Annotated in this window: 21 protein-coding genes, 1 other RNA gene and 1 pseudogene; 5 read left to right on the top strand and 18 right to left on the bottom strand. The window is 65.0% G+C overall.

From position 1 onward, the window contains the following. Nucleotides 1-53: 53 nt before the first annotated feature. From EO156_RS21205 to EO156_RS21160, 9 genes and pseudogenes are all read right to left on the bottom strand, one after another. Entirely contained in the window at nucleotides 54-233 is a 180-nt protein-coding gene (locus EO156_RS21205; protein ID WP_230577993.1) for a hypothetical protein, read from the bottom strand. A gap of 173 nt (nucleotides 234-406) precedes the next feature. Then, on the bottom strand, nucleotides 407-1,252 hold the full coding sequence (locus tag EO156_RS21200; RefSeq protein WP_016850316.1) for a ferritin-like domain-containing protein: 846 nt from the start codon (nucleotides 1,250-1,252) through the stop codon (nucleotides 407-409). 174 nt (nucleotides 1,253-1,426) lie between these two features. After that, nucleotides 1,427-2,893, bottom strand: coding sequence for an amidophosphoribosyltransferase (gene purF / locus EO156_RS21195; RefSeq protein ID WP_003483730.1), 1,467 nt, complete (start codon nucleotides 2,891-2,893; stop codon nucleotides 1,427-1,429). 30 nt (nucleotides 2,894-2,923) lie between these two features. Beyond that, on the bottom strand, nucleotides 2,924-3,670 hold the full coding sequence (locus EO156_RS21190) for a CvpA family protein (RefSeq protein WP_016850314.1): 747 nt from the start codon (nucleotides 3,668-3,670) through the stop codon (nucleotides 2,924-2,926). 213 nt (nucleotides 3,671-3,883) lie between these two features. Further along, nucleotides 3,884-4,918 carry an SPOR domain-containing protein gene (locus EO156_RS21185; RefSeq protein ID WP_029828204.1) on the bottom strand — a complete coding sequence of 345 codons (1,035 nt, stop codon included), beginning with the start codon at nucleotides 4,916-4,918 and terminating at the stop codon, nucleotides 3,884-3,886. A 67-nt stretch (nucleotides 4,919-4,985) separates the two neighbouring features. After that, on the bottom strand, nucleotides 4,986-6,284 hold the full coding sequence (gene folC, locus EO156_RS21180) for a bifunctional tetrahydrofolate synthase/dihydrofolate synthase (RefSeq protein ID WP_016849001.1): 1,299 nt from the start codon (nucleotides 6,282-6,284) through the stop codon (nucleotides 4,986-4,988). Between the two features lie 268 nt (nucleotides 6,285-6,552). After that, nucleotides 6,553-7,197 (bottom strand): histidine phosphatase family protein, encoded by a 645-nt coding sequence (locus EO156_RS21175; protein ID WP_011050660.1) that lies wholly within the window; start codon nucleotides 7,195-7,197, stop codon nucleotides 6,553-6,555. A gap of 290 nt (nucleotides 7,198-7,487) precedes the next feature. Then, nucleotides 7,488-7,832, bottom strand: a pseudogene (locus EO156_RS21165) (S46 family peptidase); the annotation flags it as partial. Nucleotides 7,833-8,074: 242 nt separating this feature from the next. Next, the gene (locus tag EO156_RS21160) at nucleotides 8,075-10,156 is read right to left on the bottom strand and encodes a phospholipase C, phosphocholine-specific (protein WP_003490845.1); all 2,082 of its coding nucleotides are present in this window, start codon (nucleotides 10,154-10,156) and stop codon (nucleotides 8,075-8,077) included. Between the two features lie 197 nt (nucleotides 10,157-10,353). On the opposite strand from EO156_RS21160, the gene EO156_RS21155 reads away from it, so the two are divergent. After that, nucleotides 10,354-12,684 carry a TonB-dependent receptor gene (locus EO156_RS21155; RefSeq protein WP_003490843.1) on the top strand — a complete coding sequence of 777 codons (2,331 nt, stop codon included), beginning with the start codon at nucleotides 10,354-10,356 and terminating at the stop codon, nucleotides 12,682-12,684. A gap of 4 nt (nucleotides 12,685-12,688) precedes the next feature. On the opposite strand, the gene EO156_RS21150 is transcribed toward EO156_RS21155, so the two are convergent. Further along, nucleotides 12,689-12,764: non-coding RNA, sX9 sRNA (locus EO156_RS21150), on the bottom strand. A gap of 428 nt (nucleotides 12,765-13,192) precedes the next feature. Between EO156_RS21150 and tdh the strand changes: the two genes are divergently transcribed. Beyond that, on the top strand, nucleotides 13,193-14,227 hold the full coding sequence (gene tdh, locus EO156_RS21145; protein WP_016849005.1) for an L-threonine 3-dehydrogenase: 1,035 nt from the start codon (nucleotides 13,193-13,195) through the stop codon (nucleotides 14,225-14,227). A gap of 743 nt (nucleotides 14,228-14,970) precedes the next feature. On the opposite strand, the gene EO156_RS21140 is transcribed toward tdh, so the two are convergent. From EO156_RS21140 to EO156_RS21120, 5 genes are all read right to left on the bottom strand, one after another. Then, on the bottom strand, nucleotides 14,971-15,687 hold the full coding sequence (locus EO156_RS21140; protein ID WP_003490453.1) for a TorF family putative porin: 717 nt from the start codon (nucleotides 15,685-15,687) through the stop codon (nucleotides 14,971-14,973). Nucleotides 15,688-15,969: 282 nt separating this feature from the next. Further along, the gene (locus EO156_RS21135; protein WP_003490451.1) at nucleotides 15,970-17,001 is read right to left on the bottom strand and encodes a sulfate/molybdate ABC transporter ATP-binding protein; all 1,032 of its coding nucleotides are present in this window, start codon (nucleotides 16,999-17,001) and stop codon (nucleotides 15,970-15,972) included. A 7-nt stretch (nucleotides 17,002-17,008) separates the two neighbouring features. Next, nucleotides 17,009-17,962 carry a sulfate ABC transporter permease subunit CysW gene (gene cysW, locus EO156_RS21130; protein ID WP_005922269.1) on the bottom strand — a complete coding sequence of 318 codons (954 nt, stop codon included), beginning with the start codon at nucleotides 17,960-17,962 and terminating at the stop codon, nucleotides 17,009-17,011. Next, a complete protein-coding gene (cysT, locus tag EO156_RS21125) occupies nucleotides 17,959-18,819 on the bottom strand; it encodes a sulfate ABC transporter permease subunit CysT (protein WP_011050653.1) in 861 nt (286 codons plus the stop codon). The genes cysW and cysT overlap by 4 nt, the downstream gene beginning before the upstream one ends. Before the next feature lie 3 nt (nucleotides 18,820-18,822). Next, nucleotides 18,823-19,920, bottom strand: coding sequence for a sulfate ABC transporter substrate-binding protein (locus EO156_RS21120; RefSeq protein ID WP_005922271.1), 1,098 nt, complete (start codon nucleotides 19,918-19,920; stop codon nucleotides 18,823-18,825). Nucleotides 19,921-20,010: 90 nt separating this feature from the next. Between EO156_RS21120 and kbl the strand changes: the two genes are divergently transcribed. Together kbl and EO156_RS21110 are read left to right on the top strand one after the other, a co-directional pair. Continuing rightward, nucleotides 20,011-21,219, top strand: a complete 1,209-nt coding sequence (gene kbl / locus EO156_RS21115; protein ID WP_005915864.1) for a glycine C-acetyltransferase — start codon at nucleotides 20,011-20,013, stop codon at nucleotides 21,217-21,219. Nucleotides 21,220-21,221: 2 nt separating this feature from the next. After that, entirely contained in the window at nucleotides 21,222-21,614 is a 393-nt protein-coding gene (locus tag EO156_RS21110) for an HNH endonuclease (protein WP_016849006.1), read from the top strand. On the opposite strand, the gene EO156_RS21105 is transcribed toward EO156_RS21110, so the two are convergent. The 3 genes from EO156_RS21105 to EO156_RS21095 form a co-directional block, all read right to left on the bottom strand. Beyond that, complete coding sequence (locus tag EO156_RS21105) at nucleotides 21,565-22,425, bottom strand: pseudouridine synthase (protein WP_029828196.1); 861 nt, start codon at nucleotides 22,423-22,425, stop codon at nucleotides 21,565-21,567. The genes EO156_RS21110 and EO156_RS21105 overlap by 50 nt on opposite strands. Nucleotides 22,426-22,444: 19 nt before the next feature. Next, nucleotides 22,445-22,960 (bottom strand): hypothetical protein, encoded by a 516-nt coding sequence (locus EO156_RS21100; RefSeq protein ID WP_011050648.1) that lies wholly within the window; start codon nucleotides 22,958-22,960, stop codon nucleotides 22,445-22,447. A gap of 194 nt (nucleotides 22,961-23,154) precedes the next feature. Then, on the bottom strand, nucleotides 23,155-24,252 hold the full coding sequence (locus EO156_RS21095) for an OmpA family protein (RefSeq protein ID WP_005915855.1): 1,098 nt from the start codon (nucleotides 24,250-24,252) through the stop codon (nucleotides 23,155-23,157). Nucleotides 24,253-24,667: 415 nt separating this feature from the next. Between EO156_RS21095 and EO156_RS21085 the strand changes: the two genes are divergently transcribed. Further along, nucleotides 24,668-25,690 carry a zinc-binding alcohol dehydrogenase family protein gene (locus tag EO156_RS21085; protein ID WP_026007001.1) on the top strand — a complete coding sequence of 341 codons (1,023 nt, stop codon included), beginning with the start codon at nucleotides 24,668-24,670 and terminating at the stop codon, nucleotides 25,688-25,690. Nucleotides 25,691-25,786 lie beyond the last annotated feature (96 nt).

Genomic DNA, 25,786 nt, shown 5'->3' with positions numbered 1-25,786 from the left:
CGCACAGTCCTCCGGAGAGCGCGTTCGGAAGCAGCGTGTCACACCAGCACAGGTCACCTTCCCGGACAACGCGGCGATCCCGCGTCGTCATACAGATCGATGCGCATGGACGTGACTGCGTCCGCCACGCGATTGGCTGCGTCGATCCTCACCTGTGTTGCAGGACACCGTGCCGCGTCAGCGTCGGCGTCGGTGCCGGTGCAGATGGCGAGCGCCGCCACGTCGTCGTTCACGGCGCAGCGTGCATCGATGCCCGCCCTCATCGGCCATGGGCGTTGAGGTGCGCCCCGATCTGTGGAACGTGACGCGGCGTGGGTGGCGTCATTGAAATCTGCGCACGCATGCGTCAGGTAGATCCACGACACAGGCCACGAACGCAAGTTCGCAGCTCGCATGCAGGCCACGCTCAGCCAGCCTGCTCCACCAGGTCGGCTAGCTCGTCCTCGTCGAAACCGGCAAGCAGGCGCGCCTGCAGATTGAACGGCCCATGCAGATAGCCGCCGGCGTATTCGCGCAACAGAGCCTTGAACCGTGCGCGCGGCTCGACATCGGCCTGCTCGCAATACCAGCGGTACCAACGCGAGCCGGCGGCCACGTGCGCCACTTCTTCGCGCAGGATGGTTTCGAGTACCTCGGCAGTGGCAGCGTCGCCAAGCGAACGAAGTTTGACGATCATTCCCGGCGTTACGTCCAGGCCGCGCGCTTCGAGCACGCGCGGCACCAGGGCCATGCGCGCCAGGCCGTCGTGTGCAGTCTTCTCGCACATTTCCCACAACCCGTTATGCGCGGCGAAATCGCCGTAGTCGTGGTCGTGCGCCTGCAGTCGTGCGCGCAGCAGCATGAAGTGGCGCGATTCATCGTCGGCCACCGCGACCCAATCGGCATAGAACGCCGCAGGAAGCCCGCGAAAGCGATACACCGCATCCCAGGCCAGATCGATGGCGTTGAGCTCGATGTGCGCAATGGCGTGAATAAACGCAGCGCGCCCTTCCGGCGTGCCCAGTCCACGGCGCGGCAAGTCGCGCGGATGCACCAGCAGTGGCGTCGCCGGACGCCCCGGCATGCGGATCGGCGCAGGCGCAGGCGCCGACGGATCGAGCGTCAGGACGCCTTCGCGAAAGGCGGCTGCGTAGTGCTGGGTCAGCGCGACTTTCTGTCGCGGGTCGGCCTGGTCCAGGCACAGGCGCGCAGCGTCGAACAGATCCGCGCTTGCGAACGGATCGCTGCTCATGCCGTTGGCCGTACGGAGCAATGGCGCGCTGCAGAAACGGACTGCGCTTGCACGCGTTCGGTCGCAGGTACCTGCCCGTTGCGCAGGCGCGCGTCATCGAGCGTGTCGATGACTGCAGTGTTTTGTTCGCCACTGGCTGCCGACGCCATCCGCATGCCAACCAGGGCGGCCAATCGGCCACCCTGGTTCGGTGACTCAGGCGCGGCGACGCTTCTTGGCATCGTCCGAGCGCAGCTGCTGGATGCGTTCGAAATACCCCGGTTCGATACCGGTGATGTACTCGCCGTTGAAGCACGAAGAATCGAACTGCTTGATGTCCGGATTACCTTCGCGCACCGCCACTTCCAGGTCTTCCAGATCCTGGTAGATCAGCCAGTCGCAGCCCAGGAACTCCTGGATTTCCAGCTCGCTGCGGCCATGCGCGATGAGCTCTTCGGCGGCCGGCATGTCGATGCCGTAGATGTTGGGGTAGCGCACCGGCGGCGCAGCCGAGGCCAGGTACACCTTGCGCGCACCGGCATCGCGCGCCATCTGCACGATCTGCCGGCTGGTGGTGCCGCGCACGATGGAATCGTCCACCAGCAGCACCACGCGGTTGCGGAATTCCAGATGGATCGGGTTGAGCTTGCGGCGTACCGATTTCTGCCGTTCGCCCTGCCCCGGCATGATGAAGGTGCGGCCCACGTAGCGATTCTTGACGAAGCCCTCGCGGTACTTCACGCCGAGCACGTTGGACATCTCCAACGCCACATCGCGCGAGGTGTCCGGGATCGGAATGATGGTGTCGATGTCATGGTCCGGGCGCAGGCGCAGGATCTTTTCGCCCAGCTTCAGGCCCATGCGCATGCGCGCCTTGTGCACCGAGATGTTGTCGATCATCGAATCGGGGCGCGCGAAATACACGTACTCGAAAATGCACGGCGCGTTGTTGGTCGGCGCCGCGCAGACTTCCGAGAACAGTTCGCCGCGCGCGGTGATCACCAGCGCTTCGCCCGGGCGCACGTCGCGCACGCGCTGGTAGCCGAGGATATCCAGCGCTGCCGATTCGGAGGACACGATGTATTCGGTGCCTTCGGCATGCTCGCGCTTGCCCAGCACCAGCGGGCGGATGCCGTGCGGGTCGCGGAACGCCACCAGGCCCAGGCCCAGCACCACGCTGACCACCGCGTAGCCGCCCTTGCAACGGCGGTGCACGCCGGCCACCGCGCGGATCGCCGCTTCGGGGGTGAGCATGCGCTGCGCGTCCAGCTCGTAGGCGAACACGTTCAACAGCACTTCGCTGTCCGAATCGGTATTGATATTGCGGCGGTCGGCTTCGAACACCTGTTGGCGCAAGGCCTCGGTGTTGATCAGGTTGCCGTTGTGCGCCAGCGCGATGCCGTAGGGCGAGTTGACGTAGAACGGCTGCGCCTCGTCCATGCCTTCCGAACCTGCGGTCGGGTAGCGGCAATGCGCGATGCCGACGCGGCCTTCCAGCACCGCCATCTTCTTTTCGTCGAAGACGTCGCGCACCAGGCCGTTGGCCTTCTGCACGCGCAGGCGCGTGCCATCTGCGGTGGCGATGCCTGCGGCGTCCTGCCCACGATGCTGCAGGACGGTCAGGCCGTCATACAGCTGCCCGGCGACGTTCTGGTTGCCGACAATACCGACGATGCCACACATGGTGCGCGTTCTCCGCTTCGGCTTGCGCCGTTACTGTGAAGGTGGCCGTGCCTGGCCTTGGGATTCGACCCGAGCCGGGTCGCTTTCTCCGCCGCGAACCTGCGCCGGATCGATGTTGGCCGGCATCGCCTGCGTCGGATCGCGTCCGTCGCCAGCCGTCTTGCCGGGTTTGCCAAGCGCACGGGTGATGGTGTCGCTCAGCCCGGAACCGCCAAGTGCCTTGCCCAGGTCCGTATTATCGCCTGCCGAGGGCAACTTCCCCAACTCCGTGGGCAAGTTGCCCAGTTCCATTGATGGCATCTCCATCGACGGCATCCGCCAGGCCGGCAGTTGCGCCCGCATCCAGCCGGCGCCCGGCTGCAGCATGGGCAGCAGCACCGACTGGCGCCATGCCGGCTCGCGCGGCAGTGGCGTGAAGCCCATCAACAGCACCAGCACGCTGGCCAGAAACGCGCCGCGCACCACGCCCAGGCCGAACCCAAGCATGCGGTCGGTACCGCCGAGCTTGACCGCATCCACGCCCGCGCGGATCACCATGCCAATCACTGCCACGGTGATCAGCACACCGACGAACACCATGGCGTAGCCGCCGAACGATTCGGTCGCAGACGGGTGTTTGCCATCGGCCAGCCAGCGCGCGGCCGCGCCGCCGAACATGAAGGTTGCCCAGCCGGCCAACAACCACGACAACGTGCCCACCACGATGGCGACAAAGCCACGCAGCAAGCCCAACAGGGCCGACACCAGAATGATCACGCCCAGCACCATATCGATCATTGGCAACCTCTCCGCGTGGCGCGCGCGCCGTGAGTGCAATTGGGCTCGGTCGTCATTGCCCTCCCCTCCATGGGTGCGAGGCGTTCGAAAATCCAGCAGCTGCAGGCGCGCAGTGCAGGCAGTCAACAGCCACGTGGCGGTCCGCCGGCAGTGCAGTGTACGAGCGGCTGCCACGTGCGCGGCGGCCGCGTTTGCTTACGGCCGGCATGGCGGTTACGGATGCGGACGCACCATGCCGGAGATACCGACCTTGGCTGCCACCTGCGCGCGCAACTGTTCGGCATCGGCGCGATTGGCAACCGGGCCAACACGCACACGATTGAGTGCGCCCTTGTCGGTCCGCACCTGCTCGACGAAGGCGCTGAAGCCGGCGGCGCGCACGCGGTCGCGCAAGGCGTCGGCATCTTCGGCACGACCGAACGCGCCCAGCTGCACTGCAAACCCGACCGCGCTGGCCGCAGGCGCCACAGGCGCGGTGACCACAGGCTTGGCGGGTTCAGGCTTGGTGACCTCAGGCTTGGTGGGCGCGGGCTTGGCCACTTCGGCCGGCTTGGGCGCGGCGGCCACCGCTTTGGCGGGTTCCGGCGGCAGGCTCTCGGTCTTGGTCGGTGCGGTGGTGCTGGCGGCGGCGACGCTGCTGCTCGGCTTGGGGGCCGGCGCGGGCGCAGGGGTGCTGGCCACAGGCGATGGTGCGGCGGCGTTGGCGTCCAACGTCACCACCTGGGCGTTGACGTCGCTGCGCACCTTCACTGCCTGCAGGCGGGCCGATTCGGCCTGGGCCTGGTCGGCATACGGCCCCACGCGCACGCGCCAGGCCGGGCGGCCGCTGATCTGGGTCTTTTCGCTGAAGCCGGGCAACTGCGCCTGCTTGAGCCGCGCAATCACCGCATCGGCGTCGGCGCTGGTGGCATACGCACCGAAATTCACCGCGTAGTTGCCGGCAGCCACTTCCGGAGCCGAGGGCGTGCTGGACGGGGCGGCCAGATCGGCGGCGTCGGGGTTGTTCTGCACCGGCGCCGGCGCGCCGGCCATGCCTAACGCGCCACCGGCCGGCGCATTGCCCGGGGTGACCAGCGGCAATTCGCGGGTTTCGAACTCGCCATTGGCGGGCGCTGCGGGCGCCTCGAGCGGCACATCGGCCACACCGCTCGACGGCGCGGGGCCCTTGACCAGCATCGGCAGGAAGATCACGGCAAGCGCCACCAGAACGATGGCGCCAATCAGTCGCTGTTTCAGAGCAGTATCCACGGAAGAGACGAGAGGCGGCGTGGCGGGGTGCCGCGGCGATTATAAGGCCGGCGCCACCCCGACGACCTCAGCGGGCTGAACGAAGTGCGCCAAGCGCGTCGGCCACGGTGTGAAACGAGCCGAAGACCAGCACGCGGTCGCCGGGGCTGGCCGCGTCCAGGACCGCACGCACCGCACTGGCAACATCGCGATGACACAGCGCCTGCGCGGCGGCACTGCCTTGCAGGCGGGCCTGCAACGCCTGCGCCGATTGGCCGCGAGCGCCTTCCAGCCCCGCCAGCGCCCAGCGGTCGATCTGCGCAGCGACTGCCTCCACCACGCCCAACACATCCTTGTCGGCCAATGCAGCGTAGATCGCATAGGTGCTGCCGGCATGCGCCTGCGCATCGAGCGCGGCAGCCAGCGCCCGCGCGGCCTGCGGGTTATGGCCGACATCCAGCAATACCTGCACGCCATCGACCTCAAGCCGCTGCAGTCGTCCGGCCACTTGCGCGTTACCGATGCCTTGCGCCCAGGCCGCGTCGGGCACTTCCACCGGCAATGCCTGCAATGCGGCGATCGCGGCAGCGGCGTTGGCCAGCTGCACCGGCGCGTGCAGTGCCGGCATCGGCAATTCCAGCGTCACCGCCACATCGCGCCAGTGCCAGTGCGGCGCATCGGATTGCGGGCTCTCGGCGTGCTGTGTGTCGATCGGCTCGAAGAAATAATCGCTGCCGGCACGGATGGCATTGGCGCCCAGCTGGTAGGCGCGACGCAGCACGCTGGACGGCGGGTCGATCTCGCCCAGCACCACCGGCTTCCAGGCGCGGATGATGCCGGCCTTCTCGGCGCCGATGGCCTCGCGGTCGTCGCCCAGCCAATCGGTGTGGTCGAGATCGACAGTGGTAATCACCGCCACATCCGAATCGACGATGTTGACCGCATCCAGACGCCCGCCCAGGCCGATTTCCAGCACCGCCAACTCCAGCGCCGACTGCTGAAACAACCACAGCGCCGCCAGCGTACCGAACTCGAAATAGGTCAACGCGGTGTCGCCGCGTGCTGCTTCGACCGCCGCAAACGCGTCGACCAGCTGCGCGTCGCTGGCCTCTTGGCCATCGATGCGCACGCGTTCGTTGTAGCGCAGCAGGTGCGGTGAGGTGTAGGCCCCCACCTTCCAGCCGGCGGCACGCCCGATCGCCTCGATGAAGGCCACCGTCGAGCCCTTTCCATTGGTCCCGCCTACGACGATGACGTGCTTGGCCGGCGCGGCGATCTGCAACCGCACCGCAACCTCGCGCACGCGCTCCAGGCCCATGGCAATAGCGCTGGGATGCTGCTGCTCGATATAGGCGAGCCAGGCGGAGAGGGAGTCGGTTGCGTTCATGGGGAGGGCTGCGCAGAGAGGGGCACATTATCGCCATTTGCGCTTGCGCGTCGCACGCCACGTCGGTGCTCTCGCAATTGCTTGGCCAGACCGAAGCAGCCCGGTTCACCGCGGCCCGCATGGAAACGGTGCAGGAAGGAAATCGGAGAACGCCCCAGGCACCAGCAAATCAACCGCACCTGCAAAAAGCGTGTATGCGACAACGTTTCGCCATTGGAAACTGCAACTGCATGGCGCGCCATTGGGTGATCCAGCGCCTTGCCTCGCCTTAAAGCGCCCGATGCTTTGCCTCACCAAAGAACGGTGTGTGGTGCGCGCAGTCGTTGAGGCGCACCACTTCGAGATGCTCGACGTCATCGCCTTCGAGCAGGTTCAGCGTGGTCGGGGCCTGGCGGAAGCTCCATAGCCTGGACAACGGCAGGCCCAGGATCTTGCACAGGATCACGCGATTGACCGCATCGTGCGCAACCACCAGCAAGGTGTCGTGGGCGCCCAGCCCATCGGCGGCGCGCATCAGGCCGCGCCAGCTGCGATCGAGCACCTGACGCAGCGATTCGCCACCCGGCATCAACACGGTATCGGGCTCTTCGCGCCAGGCGCGCAGACGTGCGGGATCCTTGTCGTTGATCTCGCTGGCCAGCAGGCCCTCCCACTCGCCGTGCGCAATTTCCTGCAGGTCGGCATCGGTCTGCAGCAGCGCTTGACGCGAAGCGCCCAACGCGGCCTTGGCAGTAGCCTGCGCGCGCGACAACGGCGATGCCACCGCGCGGTCGATCTGCAGCGAGTGCAGCCGTTCGCCCAATGCGCGCGCCTGGCCTTCGCCGACCGGCGAGAGCGGAATATCGATCTGGCCCTGGTAACGGCCTTCGGCGTTCCACGGCGTCTCGCCGTGACGAGCAAGCAGGATGCGCATGCGCTGGGGGGTTCCTTGGGGGAGGGGCCCGCTCGCCACCGCGAAACGGGACCGCATGATAACCCCTGGCGCCTGCGCGCCGGCCGCCCCGCGTCAGCGCACGCCGAGTTCCTTCAACCTGTGGCGCCGGAGCGACCTCGGTCATGATCCAACGCAGATAGCGGCCGTCCACGGCGATCATGCGGGTCATTGCCGGGTCGAAGATCAGTTGCTGCTCACCGACTCCCAATTTCCGTCGAACGCCAGGCCGACCAGCTTGCCCTGCGCGTCCATCACCGGCGAACCGGAGTTGCCATCGCGGCCTTTGCCGGCGCCGTGACGTCGGTAATCGCACCGAGCACGTAGATGCGCGCACTGGGACCTGCGCTGAGCTCGTCGGCAGGGCGTACGGCGTTGAACCCGTCCTTGATCAGGTTCTTTTGCGCGGTGGAGTTGAGCTGGATCGCGCCATAAGCACAGTGGTGGTTGGTGACGACCAGACCCTGCGGCGAGACGAAGCTGGCGGTGCAACCACCCAAGGCGACCACGGCGCCCATCGGATCGCCAGTCAGGTCGGCCAGTTACCGAGGCGAAAGCCGCAAGCCTGCTTGCTGGAGCGGCCCGGCGATCTCGGGCAGTTGTTGTGGAACCCACATCCCCTCGCCGGCCTGTGCAGATGAAGCGACGGCCAGCGTGGCCAGCACGGAAACAGCGAACAGGTTCGGACGCATCGACAGCCCCACGGGTTATTTCGTTACAGTGTAACGCCAACACCTACTGGCAAACCCATGACCGATGGCAGAGTCGGCACGCGTCCGCTCCACACGCACTCGCGCACGTTTGCCGCGCAGCAGGCGTTGGCGGATTCGCCTGCTGCGTACCGCGGCCGAGCGCTGGCCTAGACGCGGCCGAATGCGGGATCGCTGCGGCTAGGCCTGCCGGTTTCCAGATGCCCGGCCAGACGGCGGCGGAAGGCGCTGCCCGGTTGTTCCACCACCAGGTCGTACCAGTGATCGCTGGCGGCAAGCGCCAGGCGAATGGTCTCGCGCTGACCTGCGGCCAACGACAAAGTGCGCGCACTTGGGTCTGCGTAGTCCAGCGCACGCAGCTGCACGGTGCAGGCGCGCTGCCCGGCATTGCCGATTTCCAGCACCAAGGCGTCGCCCTCCTGTCGCGCCTCCACCCATGGCGCGGCCGATGGCGCAGAGGCGCGCGGCACCTGCCCGGCGAACTCGCGCAAGAAGCCATTGGGCCCGTGCACGCGCAAGGCGTATGCACCCTCGTGCGTGGCCCCAATCGGCGCATCGTCCAGTTGCGTGCCGGGCAGCACCGTGTAATACCAGGGGCCGCCGCCGGCCGCGCTGTTGTAGACGTTGAACGCCGCAGCCGCCGCGCCGCTGTTGACGAACTGCAACTGCACGGCGGCACCCTCTTGCACGCGTGCATGCACCTGCAAGGCATATGGCAATGCGCGCGCCGGCCGTTGCCCCGGTTCCTGCCGTGGCATCGTTGCCGCAGCAGGCGCAGACGGTAGCGGTTTATCGCGCACGGCAGCGGTACGTGCGCGATAGTCGTCGACCGACGGCAATGCGCTCAACGCCGAATCGTCCGGCTTGCGGAAGTCGAACACGCTGGTGAGATCGCCACTGACCGCACGCCGCCACGGGCTGATGTTGGGCTCGGCCACGCCGAAGCGGCGTTCCAGCAAACGCAGCACCGAGGTGTGATCGAACACCTGCGAGTTGACCCAGCCACCACGCGTCCACGGCGAGATCACCAACATCGGCACGCGAATGCCCAGGCCGATCGGCACGCCATCGTAAACCTCGCCACGCGTGTCGACATTGCTGCGCCCCATGCGTGCGTCCAATGCCGGCAACGGCGCGGGCACGTGATCGAAGAAGCCGTCGTTCTCGTCGTAATTGATGATCAGCGCCGTCTTGGCCCACACCTCGGGATTGGCGGTGAGCGCATCGATCAGACGCGCCACCAGGGACTCGCCATAGGCAGGCGGCGCTTCGGGGTGTTCGCAATACGCAGTGGGCGGAATGACCCACGACACCTGCGGCAGGCGATTGGCCCGCACATCGGCAGCGATCGCGGCGACCAGATGCTCGGCCTGGGTGGTGGCGGCATTGCCCGCGGTGGAACCGGGCACGCATGCACGTGCACGCAGGTAACGTTCGTCGTCGGTGCGTAGATCGCGATAGTGCGAGAAATACGCCAGCGAGTTGCAGCCGAAGTTGTCGTATTCCTGATACACGCGCCAGTCCACGCCGGCAGCCTGCAAACGCTGCGCGTACGTGGTCCACTGCAGCGCTGCGTAGCCGGGCTTGTCGCGCGCCATGTCGGCGGTCCAGTTGCCATCGTCGGCATTGGTGACCGACTGCGCGCCGACGTTGCCCACGCTTGGGCCGCTGGTACCGGTGAACAGATACATGCGGTTGGGATTGGTCGGCCCGTGCAGCGAGCAGTAATAGCCGTCGCAGATGGTGAACGCGTCGGCAAGCGCGTGGTAGTACGGGATGTCGTGACGCTGGAAATATCCCATCGTCAATTCCCCCTTGTACGGCACCCACGCATCGTATTCGGCCCAGCGTGCCGGGTCCTGCCCGTGACTAGCCTTCCAGGAATGATCCAGACTCTTGATCAAGGGCGCGCAGGTATTTTGCGAATCGAACGCGAATGGCAGCACGCGTCGTCCGTCGGGCGTGGGCTGACTCCATACCGCATGGCCGTCGCGCAGTTGCAGCGCGCGCGGATCGCCAAAGCCGCGCACGCCGCGTAGCGCACCGAAATAATGATCGAACGAGCGGTTTTCCTGCATCAGGATCACCACATGTTCGAGATCGCGCAACGTGCCGGTCCGCGCGTTGGCCGGCAGCGCGAGTGCGCGACCGATCGAAGACGGCAAGGCGCCGGCAGCAGTGAGCGCAGCAACGCGCTTGAGGAAATCGCGACGCGAGGAGGAAGACGTCATGGCGGCAGAACCTGCAAAGAAAGTGGTGCCTTTGTCACCGCGCAGCGCGGCTGGACACGACACGTATAGCGGGCGAGCACGACAGTTTTGCGACAGCGACCGTCATCAATGTTTCATGAGCCGTTGACACCCTGCGTCGCGAAACGCCGGCTTTGCACCGTGCGTCCGCCCTCAGCCGTGCCCGAACAGGACTCCCCATGACTTCCGCTCGTCGCTTTCATGTCACCCCGCTGGCGCTTGCCCTGGCAACGCTGCTTCCCGTCATTTCGCAGGCTGCGACACCGGCCGACCCGGCTGCCGTCGCTCCGGCAGAGGCAGCGGTGACCGCCGATGCCGCCGCCAATGCCACGCAACTGGATGCGATCAACGTGGTGTCACAAGGCAGCACGCGCCAGGTGCAACGCATCAGCCAGCAGGACATCGAGCAGCTGACGCCCGGTAGCAGCGCATTCAAGGCCGTGGAAAAACTGCCGGGCGTGCAGTTCCAGTCCGCCGATCCATTCGGCACCTACGAATGGTCCACGCAGGTGACCCTGCACGGCTTTGACCAAAGCCGCCTGGGTTACACGCTCGATGGCATTCCACTGGGCAACATGAGCTATGGCGTGACCAATGGCCTGCACATCACGCGCGCCATCATTTCTGAAAACCTCGGTTCGGTGGAAATTGCGCAAGGGGCAGGCGCGCTCGGCACCGCCTCCAACACCAATCTTGGCGGCACCATGCAGTTCTACTCGGCCGACCCGCAGACCACGCCCGGCGCGCGCCTGGTGCAGACGGTGGGCAGCGATGCAACGCGCCGCACCTTCGTGCGTGCCGACACCGGCGATCGCGATGGGTTGTCGGCGTATCTGTCGTACGCCAACGCCAGCACCGACAAGTGGAAGGGCTATGGCGATCAGACATCCGAACAGGCCAATCTCAAGACGGTGTACCAGTGGGGCGACGGCAACCGTCTGAGCCTGTTCGTGGATACCTCGCGGCGCAAGGAATACGACTACATGGATCTGTCGTTGACCAGCCAGCGCGCGCTCGGCTGGGACTACGATTACCTGCAACCGGATTGGGCCACCGCCGTGCAGATGGCACGCGCCTACCAGAACACCGGGGCCACCAGCGGCGTGGCCAACGGCTACCCACAATCGCTTGCCGGTCTGCCCAGCGACTACAGCTGGCTCGATGCCAGTTATTACGCCGGCGGCGGCTTGCGTCGCGACAACCTGGCAGGCCTGTCGGGCACTTTCGTGTTCGGCGGCGCCACGCTCGATGCCAGTGGCTATTACCACGGCAATCGCGGCGAAGGCCAATGGGTGACACCGTACGTGCGCACCTCCGCGCAGATTCCAGTGTCGATGCGCACCACCGACTACGGCCTGGACCGCTTCGGCGGCACGAGCGCATTGAAATGGTCGTGGGGCAATCACGATCTGGAAGTGGGCGCATGGGCAGAAAACGCGCGCACCACGCAGGGCCGCAATTACTTCGCGCTCGGCAACGAAGGTTACACCTCGCTCTACAACGTCTACGAAGCACAGACCCCGTTCCGTCGCGACTTCCTGCAGCGCTACACCACGCAAACCCGGATGTTGTATGTGCAGGACACCGTGCGCCTGCTCGACGACCGCCTGACGCTGAATTACGGCGCAAAGGCGCTGAGCACCACCACGCGCGCGCAATCGCTGGTGCCGACCACCGCGCTGGCGCAGGGCCGCATCCGCGCCGAAGATAATTTCCTGCCGCAGCTGGGCATCAACTACAAGCTCGACGAACGCCAGGACCTGTACGCGTCGTACAGCAAGAACATCGCGGCGTTTGGCTTCACCCCGTTCGCCACCTCGCAGGCCGCCTTCGACCGCAGCCGCTCCACGCTGGAGCCGGAACAATCGCAGACCGTGCAGGTGGGCTATCGCGTGCAGGATGCGCAGTTCCAGCTCTCGGCCGACGCCTACTTCACCAAGTTCTCCAACCGCCTGCTGACCACCTCGCCGTGCACCGCGGTGCAGACCTGCGCCTCGATCCTGAGCAACGTCGGCGCGGTGCACAGCGCCGGCGCGGATCTGGCGCTGATGTGGCGCCCAACCGAAGGCCTGAGCTGGTTGAACTCGTTGTCGTGGAATCGCTCGCGTTACCAGGACGATTACCTCAACAACGGCGTGGTCGCCACCTCCGGCAAGGACGTGGTCGGCATCCCGGCGTTGATGTTCTCTTCCAGCGCCAGCTACCAGATCGGCAACCTGCGCCTGGATCTGGACGGCAAGTACGTGGACAAGCGCTACATCACCTTCCTCAACGATTCGCAGGTGCCGTCGTACTGGCTATTCAATGCCGGCGCGCGTTACGACTTCGGCCGTGTCGGCGGGGTAGCGGATGTGGCGCTGGCGCTCAACATCAGCAATCTCACCGACAAGCGCTATTTCGCCAGCACCGGCACCAACGGCTATGTCGCCTCCGATCCGGATGGCTATAACCAGACCATGGTTGTCGGCGCACCGCGGCAGTACTTCATGAGCCTGGATGTGAAGTTCTAAGCGCGGCTGACAAACGTGGCGAGCCGCCGGCAGAAGGCCATGGACGGCGCGCTCACAACCGGAATGTACGCGTGGCACACGCCGATTCGGAGTGGGCGCGCCCGCATGGCGGCTGTGCAGTGTTTTTTTGACTGCTCTGGCCCCGCTGCCTGCTCCTTCCGCCTGCAGGGCCCAAAAGACCAGGCTGGCGCCATGCGTGAAAGCCAGCGTCGCCGCATCGCAGATGGGGCCGTAGCGCGGAGCAAGGGCATTGGAGCGATGCTGGCGCAGATGACGCACGCCTGCGATGTTTGGCCAGCGCGCTAGCCCTCGCAGGCAGCGACAGGCCTGGACGGCGGCTCTCATCCTGCGCTGAGGTGCCAACTTCGTCTCAACGGGCATGGGCCGGATCGGCCCTGGCCCACCGTGGATCCAGGGCGGCATCACGTCCATTCCCGCACCGCCGCATGGCATACAGGCCGCGACGCCTATAATCGCCGGCTTACTTTCACACAGCAGGTTCCGCCAGATGGCGCAGACGATGAAGGCGCTGGTCAAGCGCGAAGCGAACAAGGGCATCTGGCTGGAACGGGTGCCAGTGCCGACGCCCGGCCCCAACGAGGTGCTGATCAAGCTGGAAAAGACCGCCATTTGCGGCACCGACCTGCACATCTACCTGTGGGACGAATGGAGCCAGCGCACGATCAAGCCGGGCCTGACCATCGGTCATGAATTCGTCGGCCGGGTGGCTGAGCTCGGTTCGGCAGTGACTGGCTACCAGATCGGCCAACGGGTGTCGGCCGAAGGCCACATCGTGTGCGGCCATTGCCGCAACTGCCGTGGCGGCCGTCCGCACCTGTGCCCCAACACGGTCGGGATCGGTGTCAACGTCAACGGCGCCTTCGCCGAATACATGGTGATGCCGGCCAGCAACCTGTGGCCGATCCCGGACCAGATCCCGTCCGAGCTTGCCGCGTTCTTCGACCCCTACGGCAATGCCGCGCATTGCGCGCTGGAATTCGACGTCATCGGCGAGGATGTGCTGATCACCGGCGCAGGCCCGATCGGCATCATTGCCGCCGGCATCTGCAAGCACATCGGTGCGCGCAATGTGGTGGTCACCGACGTCAACGATTTCCGTCTCAAGCTGGCTGCCGACATGGGAGCCACGCGCGTGGTCAACGTCTCCAAGACCTCGCTCAAGGACGTCATGGCCGACCTGCACATGGAAGGCTTCGACGTGGGCCTGGAAATGAGCGGCAACCCGCGCGCGTTCAACGACATGCTCGATTGCATGTACCACGGCGGCAAGATCGCCATGCTCGGCATCATGCCGCGTGGCGCCGGTTGCGACTGGGACAAGATCATCTTCAAGGGCCTCACCGTGCAGGGCATCTACGGCCGCAAGATGTACGAGACCTGGTACAAGATGACGCAGCTGGTGCTGTCGGGTTTTCCGTTGCACAAGGTGCTGACCCATCAACTGCCGATCGACGATTTCCAGAAGGGCTTCGACCTGATGGAAGAAGGCAAGGCCGGCAAGGTCGTGCTGAGCTGGAATTGATCGGCTGACACTGCAGATGTGCGAAAGGCGCCGCGAGGCGCCTTTCGCGTTTTTAACCTACGCGCGCTGACGAGTGCGAGAGCGATTTTCTGAAGCTGGCGAAGCGTCTCACGCGACGCGGGGTCGGCTAGGGTCTGGATAAAAGCCTAGTGGGTCGAGGGCGCGATGCCCTCGCCGCTCGCGGGACACGCCGCAAGTACGTCCATGTAGGCTCGATGGCGGCATCCATGCCGCCAACGGTCCCGCAATCGGCAAGGACACCGCACCTGACAGTTTGCTGTTGACCTAAAGAACAGAAACACGCACCAGACAGTTTGTCTGGTCGCTTCAGTGAACAACGAAAACACTGCGCTAGGTGATTCGACGAAACGCCTTGCTGGAAACTCTACGCACCGAGCATCTCAACCGGTCCTTGTCCGCCCACCGTCGCGGGACCTTACGCGGCATGGATGCCGCATAAGAGCTTACATTGCAGCGTGTCCCGCGACAGTGGCGGGCAAGGGCCGCGCAGCCACCCCACAGATCAGGCGCTCTACGAGTGATCGATCCGCACGGCCAATCGCGTCAATACACAACACAACCGGGATTTTGCGTCCTGCCGTTGTTCAGGCGTGACAATGAGACGTTCGAGCATCAACTCTTCCTGCCTCACAACGACACAGCCAAGTGTTCAAAACAGCTTCGGAGCAGCGAGCAAACCTAGTGCGCACCTACATTTTCTTGTCGCTTTTATTCAATCGCCATCACGGCCAAGCAACCGTCGCCGTCGCCACCAGATGGTTCTGCGAATTCTGACGACCGAAGCCGAATTCGGCGGCTTTGCTGGTGTCGTAATACCCCACGCTCAAACCCAGCGGGCCGAACGTCTTGCCGACGTTGACGCCGAAATCGTTGTAGTCGTGGTCCACCTGACTCAGCGACGAGGTGTAGACGCTATGCCCTGCGTGCGCGCCGAAGGTAAAGTCGTACGGCAACGTCCAGTTGGCATCGAAGGCGTAGTAATAGCCATCGGTCTTGCTGCCGTAGAGATCGTCGGTGTAGGCGACCGTCACGCTATAGGTCTTCAGGAACGTGGTCTTGGTGATCAGCTCGGCGTAGTTGGATGCGCCCGCTCCCAGATACTGGTAGCGGTTGATCATGACGTCGAAGTTCCAGTGGCTGCCAAGGTCGGTGTTGTAGCCGACGAAACCATCCACTTCCCAATCCGGATCGCCGGCGCCGAAATCGACGTTGGACGTCCAGGTCCCCAGGTACAACCCGAATGGCGTCTTGTAGGTCAAACCGGCCTGAAACGCAGGCTCTTCATTTGTCTGCGAAATACCGCGGAACAGGTAATCGCTGGTCACCGCAAAGGTGCCACTGAACGGCGATGTAGACGCATCTTCGTCCTGCGCCTGCGCAAGCGGCGCAACGCCGAGCAGCAGTAACGACAGACAACAAGCGAGCGGGGACGACTTCATGGGCATCTCCTGGAGCGATGAACGGTGGGATGGCGCGAAGCGAGGCTGCAAAGACTTATTAGTCCAACTGTCATTGCAGCGCAACATGAAAGTCGCGTTCGCTTGATCCAGCGCACACACTCAAGAGCCCATGCGCGAATCAGGTGTTGATGTCATCGACCGCTTGCGCCGAATCTTGATGTTCGGAAGCTGGGATTGGGAATCGGAGATTCGCCACAGCCAAGGCGAAACCCACGCTTCGCACACCCATTCCGGCGAGCCCCGACCCCAGCCGGCGCCCGCTTACGCGGGAAATATCCCGTACTGCCGTGCTGCCAAGCGCACTTGCTGCCCTGGCTGAAAGCTGCCGGCAGAGGCCGGCAGTTCCACCTCCACTTCATTGCCTGACGGTTCCAGCGTTGCGCGCAGCCGCAGGCGTGAGCCACTGCGCTGCGACCACGCCACCGTGGCCGGCCAGCCGGCCTGGTCGGGCACCAAATCTTCCGGCCGCACATACACCTCGACCGGCCCGGCCGCCAATGCCGCATTGGCCAACGGCAGTGCGTGCCCAGCCACCTGGATCTGGCCCTGCGCCAACACCCCGGGAATCCGGTTCACCGCACCCACGAACGAATACACGAATGGCGAGGCCGGCTTGTCGTAGATCATGGCCGGCGTGTCGAGTTGTTCGATGCGGCCGCGATTGAGGATGGCCACGCGGTCGGCCAGTTCCAGTGCTTCTTCCTGGTCATGGGTGACGAATACCGTGGTCAGGCCGGTACGTTCGTGCAACTCGCGCAGCCAACGGCGCAGGTCGCGGCGCACCTGCGCATCCAGGGCACCGAATGGCTCGTCCAGCAACAGCACGCGCGGTTCGATCGCCAGCGCGCGCGCCAGCGCCACGCGCTGCCGCTGGCCGCCGGAGAGCTGGGTGGGATAACGCTGTTCCAGGCCCTGCAGCTGCACCAGCGCCAGCAGTTCCTCCACGCGCGCACGGATGCGCGCTTCGGCCCAACGCGCGTTGCCGCGGCGCACGCGCAAGCCGAATGCGATGTTCTCGAACACGTCCATATGCTTGAACAACGCATAGTGCTGGAACACGAAGCCGACCCGGCGCGATTGCACGCTCATGCGGGTGGCATCCTCGTCGCCGAACAGCACCTGCCCGCCATCGGCATGCTCCAGCCCGGCCATGATCCGCAGCAGCGTGGTCTTGCCCGAGCCGGAGGGCCCAAGCAAGGCCAGCAACTCGCCCTGGCGCACTTCCAGGTCGATGTTGTCCAGCGCGGTAAAAGTCTCGAACTGCTTGCGCAGGCGGTGAATGCGGATGCCCATGGTCACCTCAATGGCGGTGGTTGGCGGCCAGCGAATCGCCGTGTCGCCATTCCAGATACGTCTTCAGCGCCAACGTCAGCAGCGCGGTCAATGCCAGCAGCGACGCGCAGGCAAATGCGGCGCTGTAGGCGTATTCGTTGTAGAGAATTTCCACATGCAGCGGCAGCGTATTGGTGCGTCCACGGATATGCCCGGACACCACCGACACCGCCCCGAATTCGCCCATCGCACGCGCCGCGCACAACAGCACGCCGTACAACAGGCCCCAACGGATATTGGGCAGCGTCACCCGCCAGAACATCTGCCAGCCGTTCGCGCCCAGGCTCAGTGCCGCCAGTTCTTCGTCGCTGCCCTGCTGCTCCATCAACGGCATCAATTCGCGCGCGATGAAGGGGAAGGTTACGAACGTGGTCGCCAATACGATGCCCGGCAACGCGAACACGATCCGCGGCAACTGGATCACAAGGTCGCCCAGCGCCGGCAGCTGCACATGCCAGCCTTCGTCGATCAGTGGCCAGGCCCAGCCATTGCGGCCGAAGATCAGCACGAAGATCAAGCCCGCCACCACCGGCGACACCGAGAATGGCAGGTCGATCAGGCTGACCAGCAGGCGTTTGCCCCGGAACTGATGCTTGCTGATGGCCCACGCCGCGGCCACGCCGAAGACCAGATTCAACGGCAGCACGATCGCCGTCACCAGCAAGGTCAGCTTGATCGCCGACAACGCGTCCGGGTCGACTACCGCGTGCAGGAAAGTTTCCCAACCGCCACGCAACGCCTCGGCGAACACCAGTACCAGCGGCAGCAGCAAGAACGCCAGTAGGAAGAGCACGGCGCCCAGGATCATCAGCCATTGCACCCAACGCGGCTCATTGGTGGCCGAATCGCTGATGCGACGCGCCTGCTTGGTCATGGCATGGGTCGGCAACATGGAAGGCAGCGATGAAACAGCATCGTTCATACGGGCCTGCGTTGATAGCGCAGCAGCCGTGCCTGCAGCGTATTGACCACCAACAAGATCACGAACGACAGCAACAGCATGGCCGCGGCAATGGCAGTCGCCCCGGCGTAGTCGAACTCTTCCAGTCGGATGGTGATCAGCAGCGGCGCGATCTCGGTGGAATTGGGCAGGTTGCCGGCGATGAAGATCACCGAGCCGTATTCCCCCACGCCGCGTGCAAACGCCAGCGCAAACCCGGTCAGGACCGCCGGCCACACCCCCGGCAGCACCACCCGCCAGACCGTCTGCCAGCGCGAGGCGCCCAATGTGGCGGCGGCAGCCTCCATTTCACGATCGCTCTCGGCCAGCACCGGCTGCACCACCCGCACCACGAAGGGCAGGCCCACAAAGACCAATGCCAGCACGATACCCAGTTGCGTGTAGGCCACCTTGATCCCGATCGCCTCCAGCCAGCGTCCCACCCACCCGTTGCCGCCATACAGCGCGGTCAGCGCAATGCCGGCCACCGCGGTAGGCAACGCGAACGGCAAATCGATCACCGCATCGAAAAAGCGCTTGCCCGGAAACCTGTAGCGCACGAAGACCCATGCCACCCAGGTGCCCATCACCGCGTTGAAGGCACCGGCCGCAAACGCGGTGCCGAAACTCACCCGCAGCGCCGACAGCACACGTGGCTCGCTCCATACCCGCCACAGGCCCTCCCAGCCCAGGCCACTGGTCTTGATGAAGATACCCAGCAGCGGGATCAGCACGATCAGGCCAAGCCAGGTCAAGGTGATTCCCAGACTCAGGCCCAGCCCCGGCATCACGCGTCGGCGCGATGACGGCGCTGGGTGGGGTGCAACCGACATCGACATCGCTTACTTGTTGGCCTGGATCTGGTCGAACACGCCACCGTCGGCGAAATGCTCTTGCTGCGCCTTCTCCCAGGAGCCGAACGCCTGCTGGATGGTCACCAGCTTGATCTCCGGAAACCGCGCGATGTCGGCCGGGTCGGCAAATTCCGGATGCCGCGGACGATAGAAATGCTTGGCTGCCAGCTTCTGACCTTCAGGCGCATACAGATAGCGCAGGTAGGCTTCGGCCACCTCGCGGGTGCCATGCTTGTCGACGTTCTTGTCCACCAGCGCCACCGACGGCTCGGCCAGGATCGACAACTTCGGCACCACGATCTCGAACTTGTCCTTGCCCAGTTCCTCGCGCGCCAGCAGCGCCTCGTTTTCCCAGGCCAGCAGCACATCGCCGATACCGCGCTGCACGAACGTCGTGGTGGCGCCGCGTGCGCCGGTATCCAGCACCGGCACGTTGCGGAACAACGCCTGCATATAGCGCAGGATGCGCTCGCGGTCGCCCTTGAAGATGTGGTCGGCGTACGCCCAGGCGGCCAGATAGTTCCAGCGCGCGCCTCCGGAGGTCTTCGGGTTCGGCGTCACCACCGCCACGCCAGACCGCAGCAGGTCCGGCCAGTCGTGGATGTTCTTCGGGTTGCCCTTGCGTACCAGAAACACGATGGTCGAGGTATACGGCGCACTGTTGTCGGGCAGGCGCTTTTCCCAGTCGGTCTCGATCAGCTTGGCCTTCTGCGCGATGGCATCCACGTCGTACGCCAGCGCCAAGGTCACCACGTCGGCCTCGATGCCATCGATCACCGCGCGCGCCTGCTTGCCCGAGCCGCCGTGCGAGGTTTCCACGGTCACCGTGTCCTGCGGGTGCTGCTGTTTCCACTGCGCTGCAAAGGCGGCGTTGTAGTCGCGATAGAACTCGCGGGTCGGGTCGTAGCTCACGTTGAGCAGCCCGATCTCGCGTGCGCCAGCTGGGCCGGCCAGGACCAGCAAGGCGAAAAGAAAGGAGGTAAAACGGAAACGGGAATATGTCACAACGATCTCCTGGCCGGTTGAGCACAGCTGAACAGCAAGCATGCCATGCTGCGCAGCGGCACGCAGGCGGTGAAATGACATCAGCGCCGCCGCTTATGCCGATTTTGCATGACGTAGTGGTATGCCACCGTGATCGTTAAAATCGCGCTTCTTTCTGCCATTGCGACCGCCATGACCACCGCTCCCGCCGCGCTGACCGCCCATTACGCCGCCGAACTGGACGCCATCCAGGCCCAGGGCCTGTTCAAGTCCGAGCGCATCATCACCGGCCCGCAGTCAGCGGAGATCACGCTGGCCGATGGTCGCCGCGTGCTGAATTTCTGCGCCAACAACTATCTGGGCCTGGCCGATCACCCGGACATCATCCAGGCCGCCAAGGACGCGCTGGACAGCCACGGCTTCGGCATGGCCTCGGTACGCTTCATCTGCGGCACCCAGGATCTGCATAAGCAACTGGAACGCACCATCGCCACGTTCTTCGGCACCGAAGACACCATCCTCTACGCAGCCTGCTTCGATGCCAATGGCGGCCTGTTCGAACCGCTGCTCGGCGAGCACGACGCCATCATTTCCGATGCGCTCAACCATGCCTCCATCATCGACGGCGTGCGCCTGTGCAAGGCCAAGCGCTTCCGCTACGCCAACTGCGACATGGCCGACCTGGAAGCGCAGCTGCAGGCCGCCGACGCCGCCGGCTGCAAGACCAAGCTGATCACCAGCGACGGCGTGTTCTCGATGGACGGCTTCATCGCCCCGCTCGACGAAATCACCGCCCTGGCCCGCAAATACCACGCGCTGGTACATATCGACGAATGCCATGCCACCGGCTTCCTCGGCGCCACCGGCCGCGGCTCGGCCGAGGTCAAGGGCGTACTCGACCAGATCGACATCTTCACCGGCACGCTGGGCAAGGCCATGGGCGGCGCATTGGGCGGCTTCACCACGGCAAAGCGCGAAGTGATCGAGCTGCTGCGCCAGCGTTCGCGTCCCTACCTGTTCTCCAATTCATTGCCGCCGCACGTGGTGGCTGCCGGCATCAAAGCCTTCGAAATGCTGGATGCCGCCGGCGAGCTGCGCACGCAGCTGGTCGAAAACACCACGTATTTCCGCGCACGCATGACCGCCGCCGGTTTCGACGTCAAACCGGGCGTGCATCCGATCAGCCCGGTGATGCTGTACGACGCACCGCTGGCGCAAAAATTCGCCGAGCGCTTGCTGGAGGAAGGCATCTACGCCATCGGCTTTTTCTTCCCGGTGGTTCCGAAAGGCCAGGCGCGCATTCGCACCCAGATCAGCGCAGCGCATACGCGCGAGCACCTGGATCAAGCGATCGAAGCGTTCATCAAGATCGGGCGCGAACTCAAGGTCATCGAGGCCTGAGCATGCGCACGGTGCTGCGCCAACGGCTGCTGCTGGCGGCGCAGACCGATGCGCAGGCGCAGCTGCTCGACGGCCATTGGGAGACGCGCTGCCTGCACTGCCGTCGGCATCTGCAGGTGCGCGCCGACGGCGAACCGCTCGGCCACACCACGCTCGAACACGTGGTGCCGCAGGCCTGGTTCGGTCGGCGCGCGGCCGCGTCGCTGTGCGCATTGGTGGGCGACGATGCCAACGATGCGCGCAACCTGGCGCTGGCCTGTGCCGGCTGCAATCACGCCAAGGGTCGCCGCCACGATGCCAACGGCGCCGGCGACGCCCGCGCTTACGACGTGGTCAGCGCCCTGCTCAGCGCGCGTCTGGCGCGCTGGCGTGCGCCGCTGGCACCAACGCACTGACTTCCTCGGCGCTCAGCATCCGCCACGCGCCTTTGCCCAGCTCCCCCATCGCCAGCGGGCCGATCGCCACGCGCACCAGCCGCAGTACGCCGATGTCGACTGCGGCCAACAGCCGGCGGATCTGCCGATTGCGGCCTTCGTCCAGCACGATCTCCAGCCAGGCATTGCGCTCGCCTTCGCGCAGTACGCTGACCTGCTTGGCGCGCAACAGTAGGCCCTGGCCCTGCGGATCGGGATCGACCACACCGGCCTGCAGCTGCACCAGTTGCGCGGCACTGGGACGGCAATCGATCTGCACGTGGTAGGTCTTGTCCGGCCCGGTCGCCGGGTCGGTCACCGTCGCCGCCCACTGTGGGTCGTTGCTGAAAAGCAACAGGCCTTCGCTGGCCTTGTCCAGGCGCCCCACCGGCGCGATCCACGGTAGGCCGGCGTCATCGAAGCAGCGGTAGACCGTGTCCCTGCCCTGCTCGTCGCGCACGGTGGTGACCACGCCGCGCGGTTTGTTGAGCATCAGGTAGCAGCGTGCCAGTCCCGCAAGCGGTTGCCCATCGACAGCGATGGACGATTGCTGATCGCCGCGGATCGGAAACTCGGGGTCGCGCACCACACGTGCCGACACGCTGACGCGGCCAGCGGCAATCCAGCGCGCCGCTTCGGTGCGCGAACACACGCCAAGCTTGGACAGCACGCGCGCCAGCCCATGGCGTGGCGCGGCATTGGCGGATGCGGCAGCGGGTGGGCGCACCGCGCCGCCCGCCCCCGGACCACGCTGACGCTGCCGGGACGTTGCCGGCGCAGGTCGCCGGGGCATGCCGTCCCGACCGCAGGGCTTACTTGTTTTCGACCGACTTGGCGTCGGCCGCAGGTGTTGCGGGCGCTGCCGCTGCAGGTGCCGCACCAGCGGCCGGGCGAGCCTTGACCACGCGCACACCGCGGGCCTTCATCCAGGCATCGAATTCTTCTGCCGTCATGCGCTTGCCGTTCTGGCTCATGTCAAAGCGCCACGGGGTGTTGTCGAACGCGGTAGTGGCCTTGTAGGCCGCCGGGTCGTTCGGGTTGACGGTGCCGCCGGGCGGAATGACCTTGGCCAGATCCTGGCAACCTTCCACGCGCAGGCGCAGCAGCACACGATCCACCGACTGGTCGCTGCTATAGGGCTGTGCCAGCACGCCGGTGGGCATGCCCAGCTGCACGCTACGGGTATAGAACTCGGCAGCCGCGGGTGCAACGACAGTAGCGGGCAACGGCAGTGGCTGGGACACCATGCTGCCGGCGCAGTTTGGAGCGGCGTAGGCAGCGGGGATCAGAGCGAGACAGAGCAGTCCTGCCGTAGCGGTACGCAGCATCGGGTTCTTCCAAGTATGAGTGTGTGGTGTTGACGCGGCGAGTGTAGGCAGCGATGAACGCTGTTTCAACAGGAACCGTGCCTGGATGGCAACACAGACAGGATCGGCAGCGCTTGAGCGCGCTTTTCCCGAACCTGCATAGACAAAACCCGGCACAAGGCCGGGTTTTGTCTGCAATAAAGCTAGCGGTCCGATTAGTTCTGGACGTTCAGCTCGGTACGACGGTTCTTCGCACGACCTTCCGGATTGTCGGAACCATCCGGGTTGGTGTTCGGAGCAATCGGACGGCTCTCGCCGTAGCCGATCGGGCCGACCAGGCGCGATGCATCGACGCCGTTCTTGGTCAAGTAGTCGTACACGGTGGTCGCACGACGCTCGGACAGCTTCTGGTTGTACGCGTCGGTACCCTTCGAGTCGGTGTGACCGGCAACCTCGACCTTCAGGTCGGGGTAGCGCTTCAGGATCTCGGTCGCTTCGCTCAGGATCGAAACGGCATCCGGACGCAGGGTCGACTTGTTGAAGTCGAAGTTCACGCCCTTCAGGTCGATCGAGACAGGAACCGGGCAACCGTCCGGACCGATGGTCTGGCCAGGCTGCGAGTTCGGGCACTTGTCGTCGCAGTTGTTGACGCCGTCACCGTCGTCATCCAGATCGGCGCAGCTCGGAGCAACCGGAGCCGGAGCCGGCGGCGGAGCGGTCGACGGAGCCGGTCCCAACGGGATCACGACGCCGACCGAAGCCAGCACGTCGCCGAACCAGTCTTCCTGCGGAGCAGCAACGCTCTGGTCGTTGAAGTCAGCGCGGTAGGCCAACTCGGCACGCACGGCGACGCGCTTGTCGAAGGTGGTCTGCAGACCGACACCGGCCTTGGCGGCAAAGTTGCCGTCCTTCTGCTGGCCCGGCGAAACCGGGTTCGGGGTCGCGTCGAATTCTTCTTCCGAACGCTGGTAGCCCAGACCGAACAGCAGGTAGGGGTTCCAGCCGCGGCCTTCCTGGATGAAGTGGCGACGCAGGTCGAACGAGATGCCGTACTGGCTCCAGTTCAGATCCTGGTTGGCATCGAAGTTCGGGTTCTGATAGTTCAACTCACCGTCGATCGACCAGTTCGGGCTGACGAACTTGCCCAGACCCAGGGTGACGAACGGGGCATCATTGGTCAGGCGATCGCTGTCCTGGAAGTTGAAGCCAGCGCTACCGGTCAGGTACCAACGGTCGTCGAACTCCTGCGCGGAAGCAGCCTGGGCAACTGCCAGACCGCCGAGCAACGCGGCAGTGAGAATTTTCTTGTTCATTTATACAGCTCCTTCTTTGGGAGATAAAACCGATAGAGGCGTTGTGCTTGGTAAAGATGCTCGTCACATCCAGAGCCATCGGGGCGCAGATTAAGCCGGCCTCGGTGAAGATCGCGTTAACGGTCATATAACATGTGAAAGCAATCACCAGGTCCCGCAACGCCAAGCAATCCTACGTATACAGCTTCATGAAGGAAAGGACCGGGCACCCATTTCGCACAACGCGTCTGCATGAACGGCAGCCCAATTAAGTCACTTGAATACGGTTCCGTGCCGCCTGGTTTTCAGCGTTCCAGGTTGCCTGGAAAACTACATTGGTGAACGCCAAGCCCCGTCCGAGCTGAATTGTGGGGCGGATGGTTGCGGACGACTTGCCCCACAACGCACCCTGAACCTCCCGCTCAGGAGCGCTCCAATGAAAGCTGTCGCCCTCACTCGCCATCTTCCGATCGACGATCCCGAATCGCTACTTGACGTGGAACTTCCGGCACCTGCGGCGCCGTCGGGGTATGACTTATTGGTGCGGGTGGAGGCGATCTCGGTGAACCCGGTCGATACAAAGGTGCGCGCGCCCAAGCCGCAGCCCCTGCAGGCGCCGAAGGTCCTGGGTTACGACGCAGCCGGAGTGATCGAGGCGGTCGGCCCGGAGGTCACCGCCTTCGCGGTCGGCGACGAGGTCTACTATGCCGGCGATATCGGGCGGCCGGGCAGCAATGCGCAGTATCAGTTGGTGGACGCGCGGATTGCCGGATGCAAACCGACCTCGCTCAGCTTCGCGCAGGCGGCCGCGCTACCGCTGACCACCCTGACGGCGTGGGAACTGCTGTTCCAGCGCATGCCCTATTCATTCGACGGTGCACGCAATCGCGGCAGGCATCTGCTCATCATCGGCGGCGCTGGCGGCGTGGGCTCCATCGCGATCCAGCTGGCGCGGCATGCCGGATTCACGGTGATTGCCACCGCATCGCGCCCGGAGAGCATCGAATGGGTTCGCCAAATGGGCGCGCACCACGTGATCGATCATCATCAACCGCTGCAGCCGCAACTGCAGGCGCTGGGATTGGAAACGGTGGACGCGGCGCTCAATCTGGCCGACACCGACCGCTACTGGCAGCCACTGGGCGAAGTGCTGGCGCCGCAGGGCCATGTGGGCCTGATCGTGGAGCCGCGCGGGCCGTTGTCGATCGGCGACCCATACAAATCCAAGTGCATCGGCATCCATTGGGAGCTAATGTTCACGCGCGCGCGCTACGCGACCGAAGACATGGTCGAGCAGCACCGCATCCTCAACCGGGCGGCCAGCCTGATCGATGCCGGCGAGCTGCGCACCACGCATACCGAGACGCTGTCGCCGATCAATGCGCAGCAGCTGCGCGAGGCGCACCGTCGGCTGGAAAGCGGCAGCACGATCGGCAAGCTGGTGCTGGCCGGCTGGTAAAGCGGCGGTCTGGCTCACGTCGCTGCGGCGATGCATGGATGCGCGCGGCGCCTGCGTATCGGCGCACGTCGTGCGGGCGGCAGCGAAGGCGTGTTG

The sequence above is a fragment of the Xanthomonas sp. DAR33341 genome, assembly GCF_003992815.1.
In the GTDB taxonomy this organism is placed as follows: Bacteria; Pseudomonadota; Gammaproteobacteria; order Xanthomonadales; family Xanthomonadaceae; genus Xanthomonas; species Xanthomonas cissicola.
Note: the sequence above shows the minus strand (reverse complement) of the source record. Positions and strands in the feature narration are given on the sequence as shown.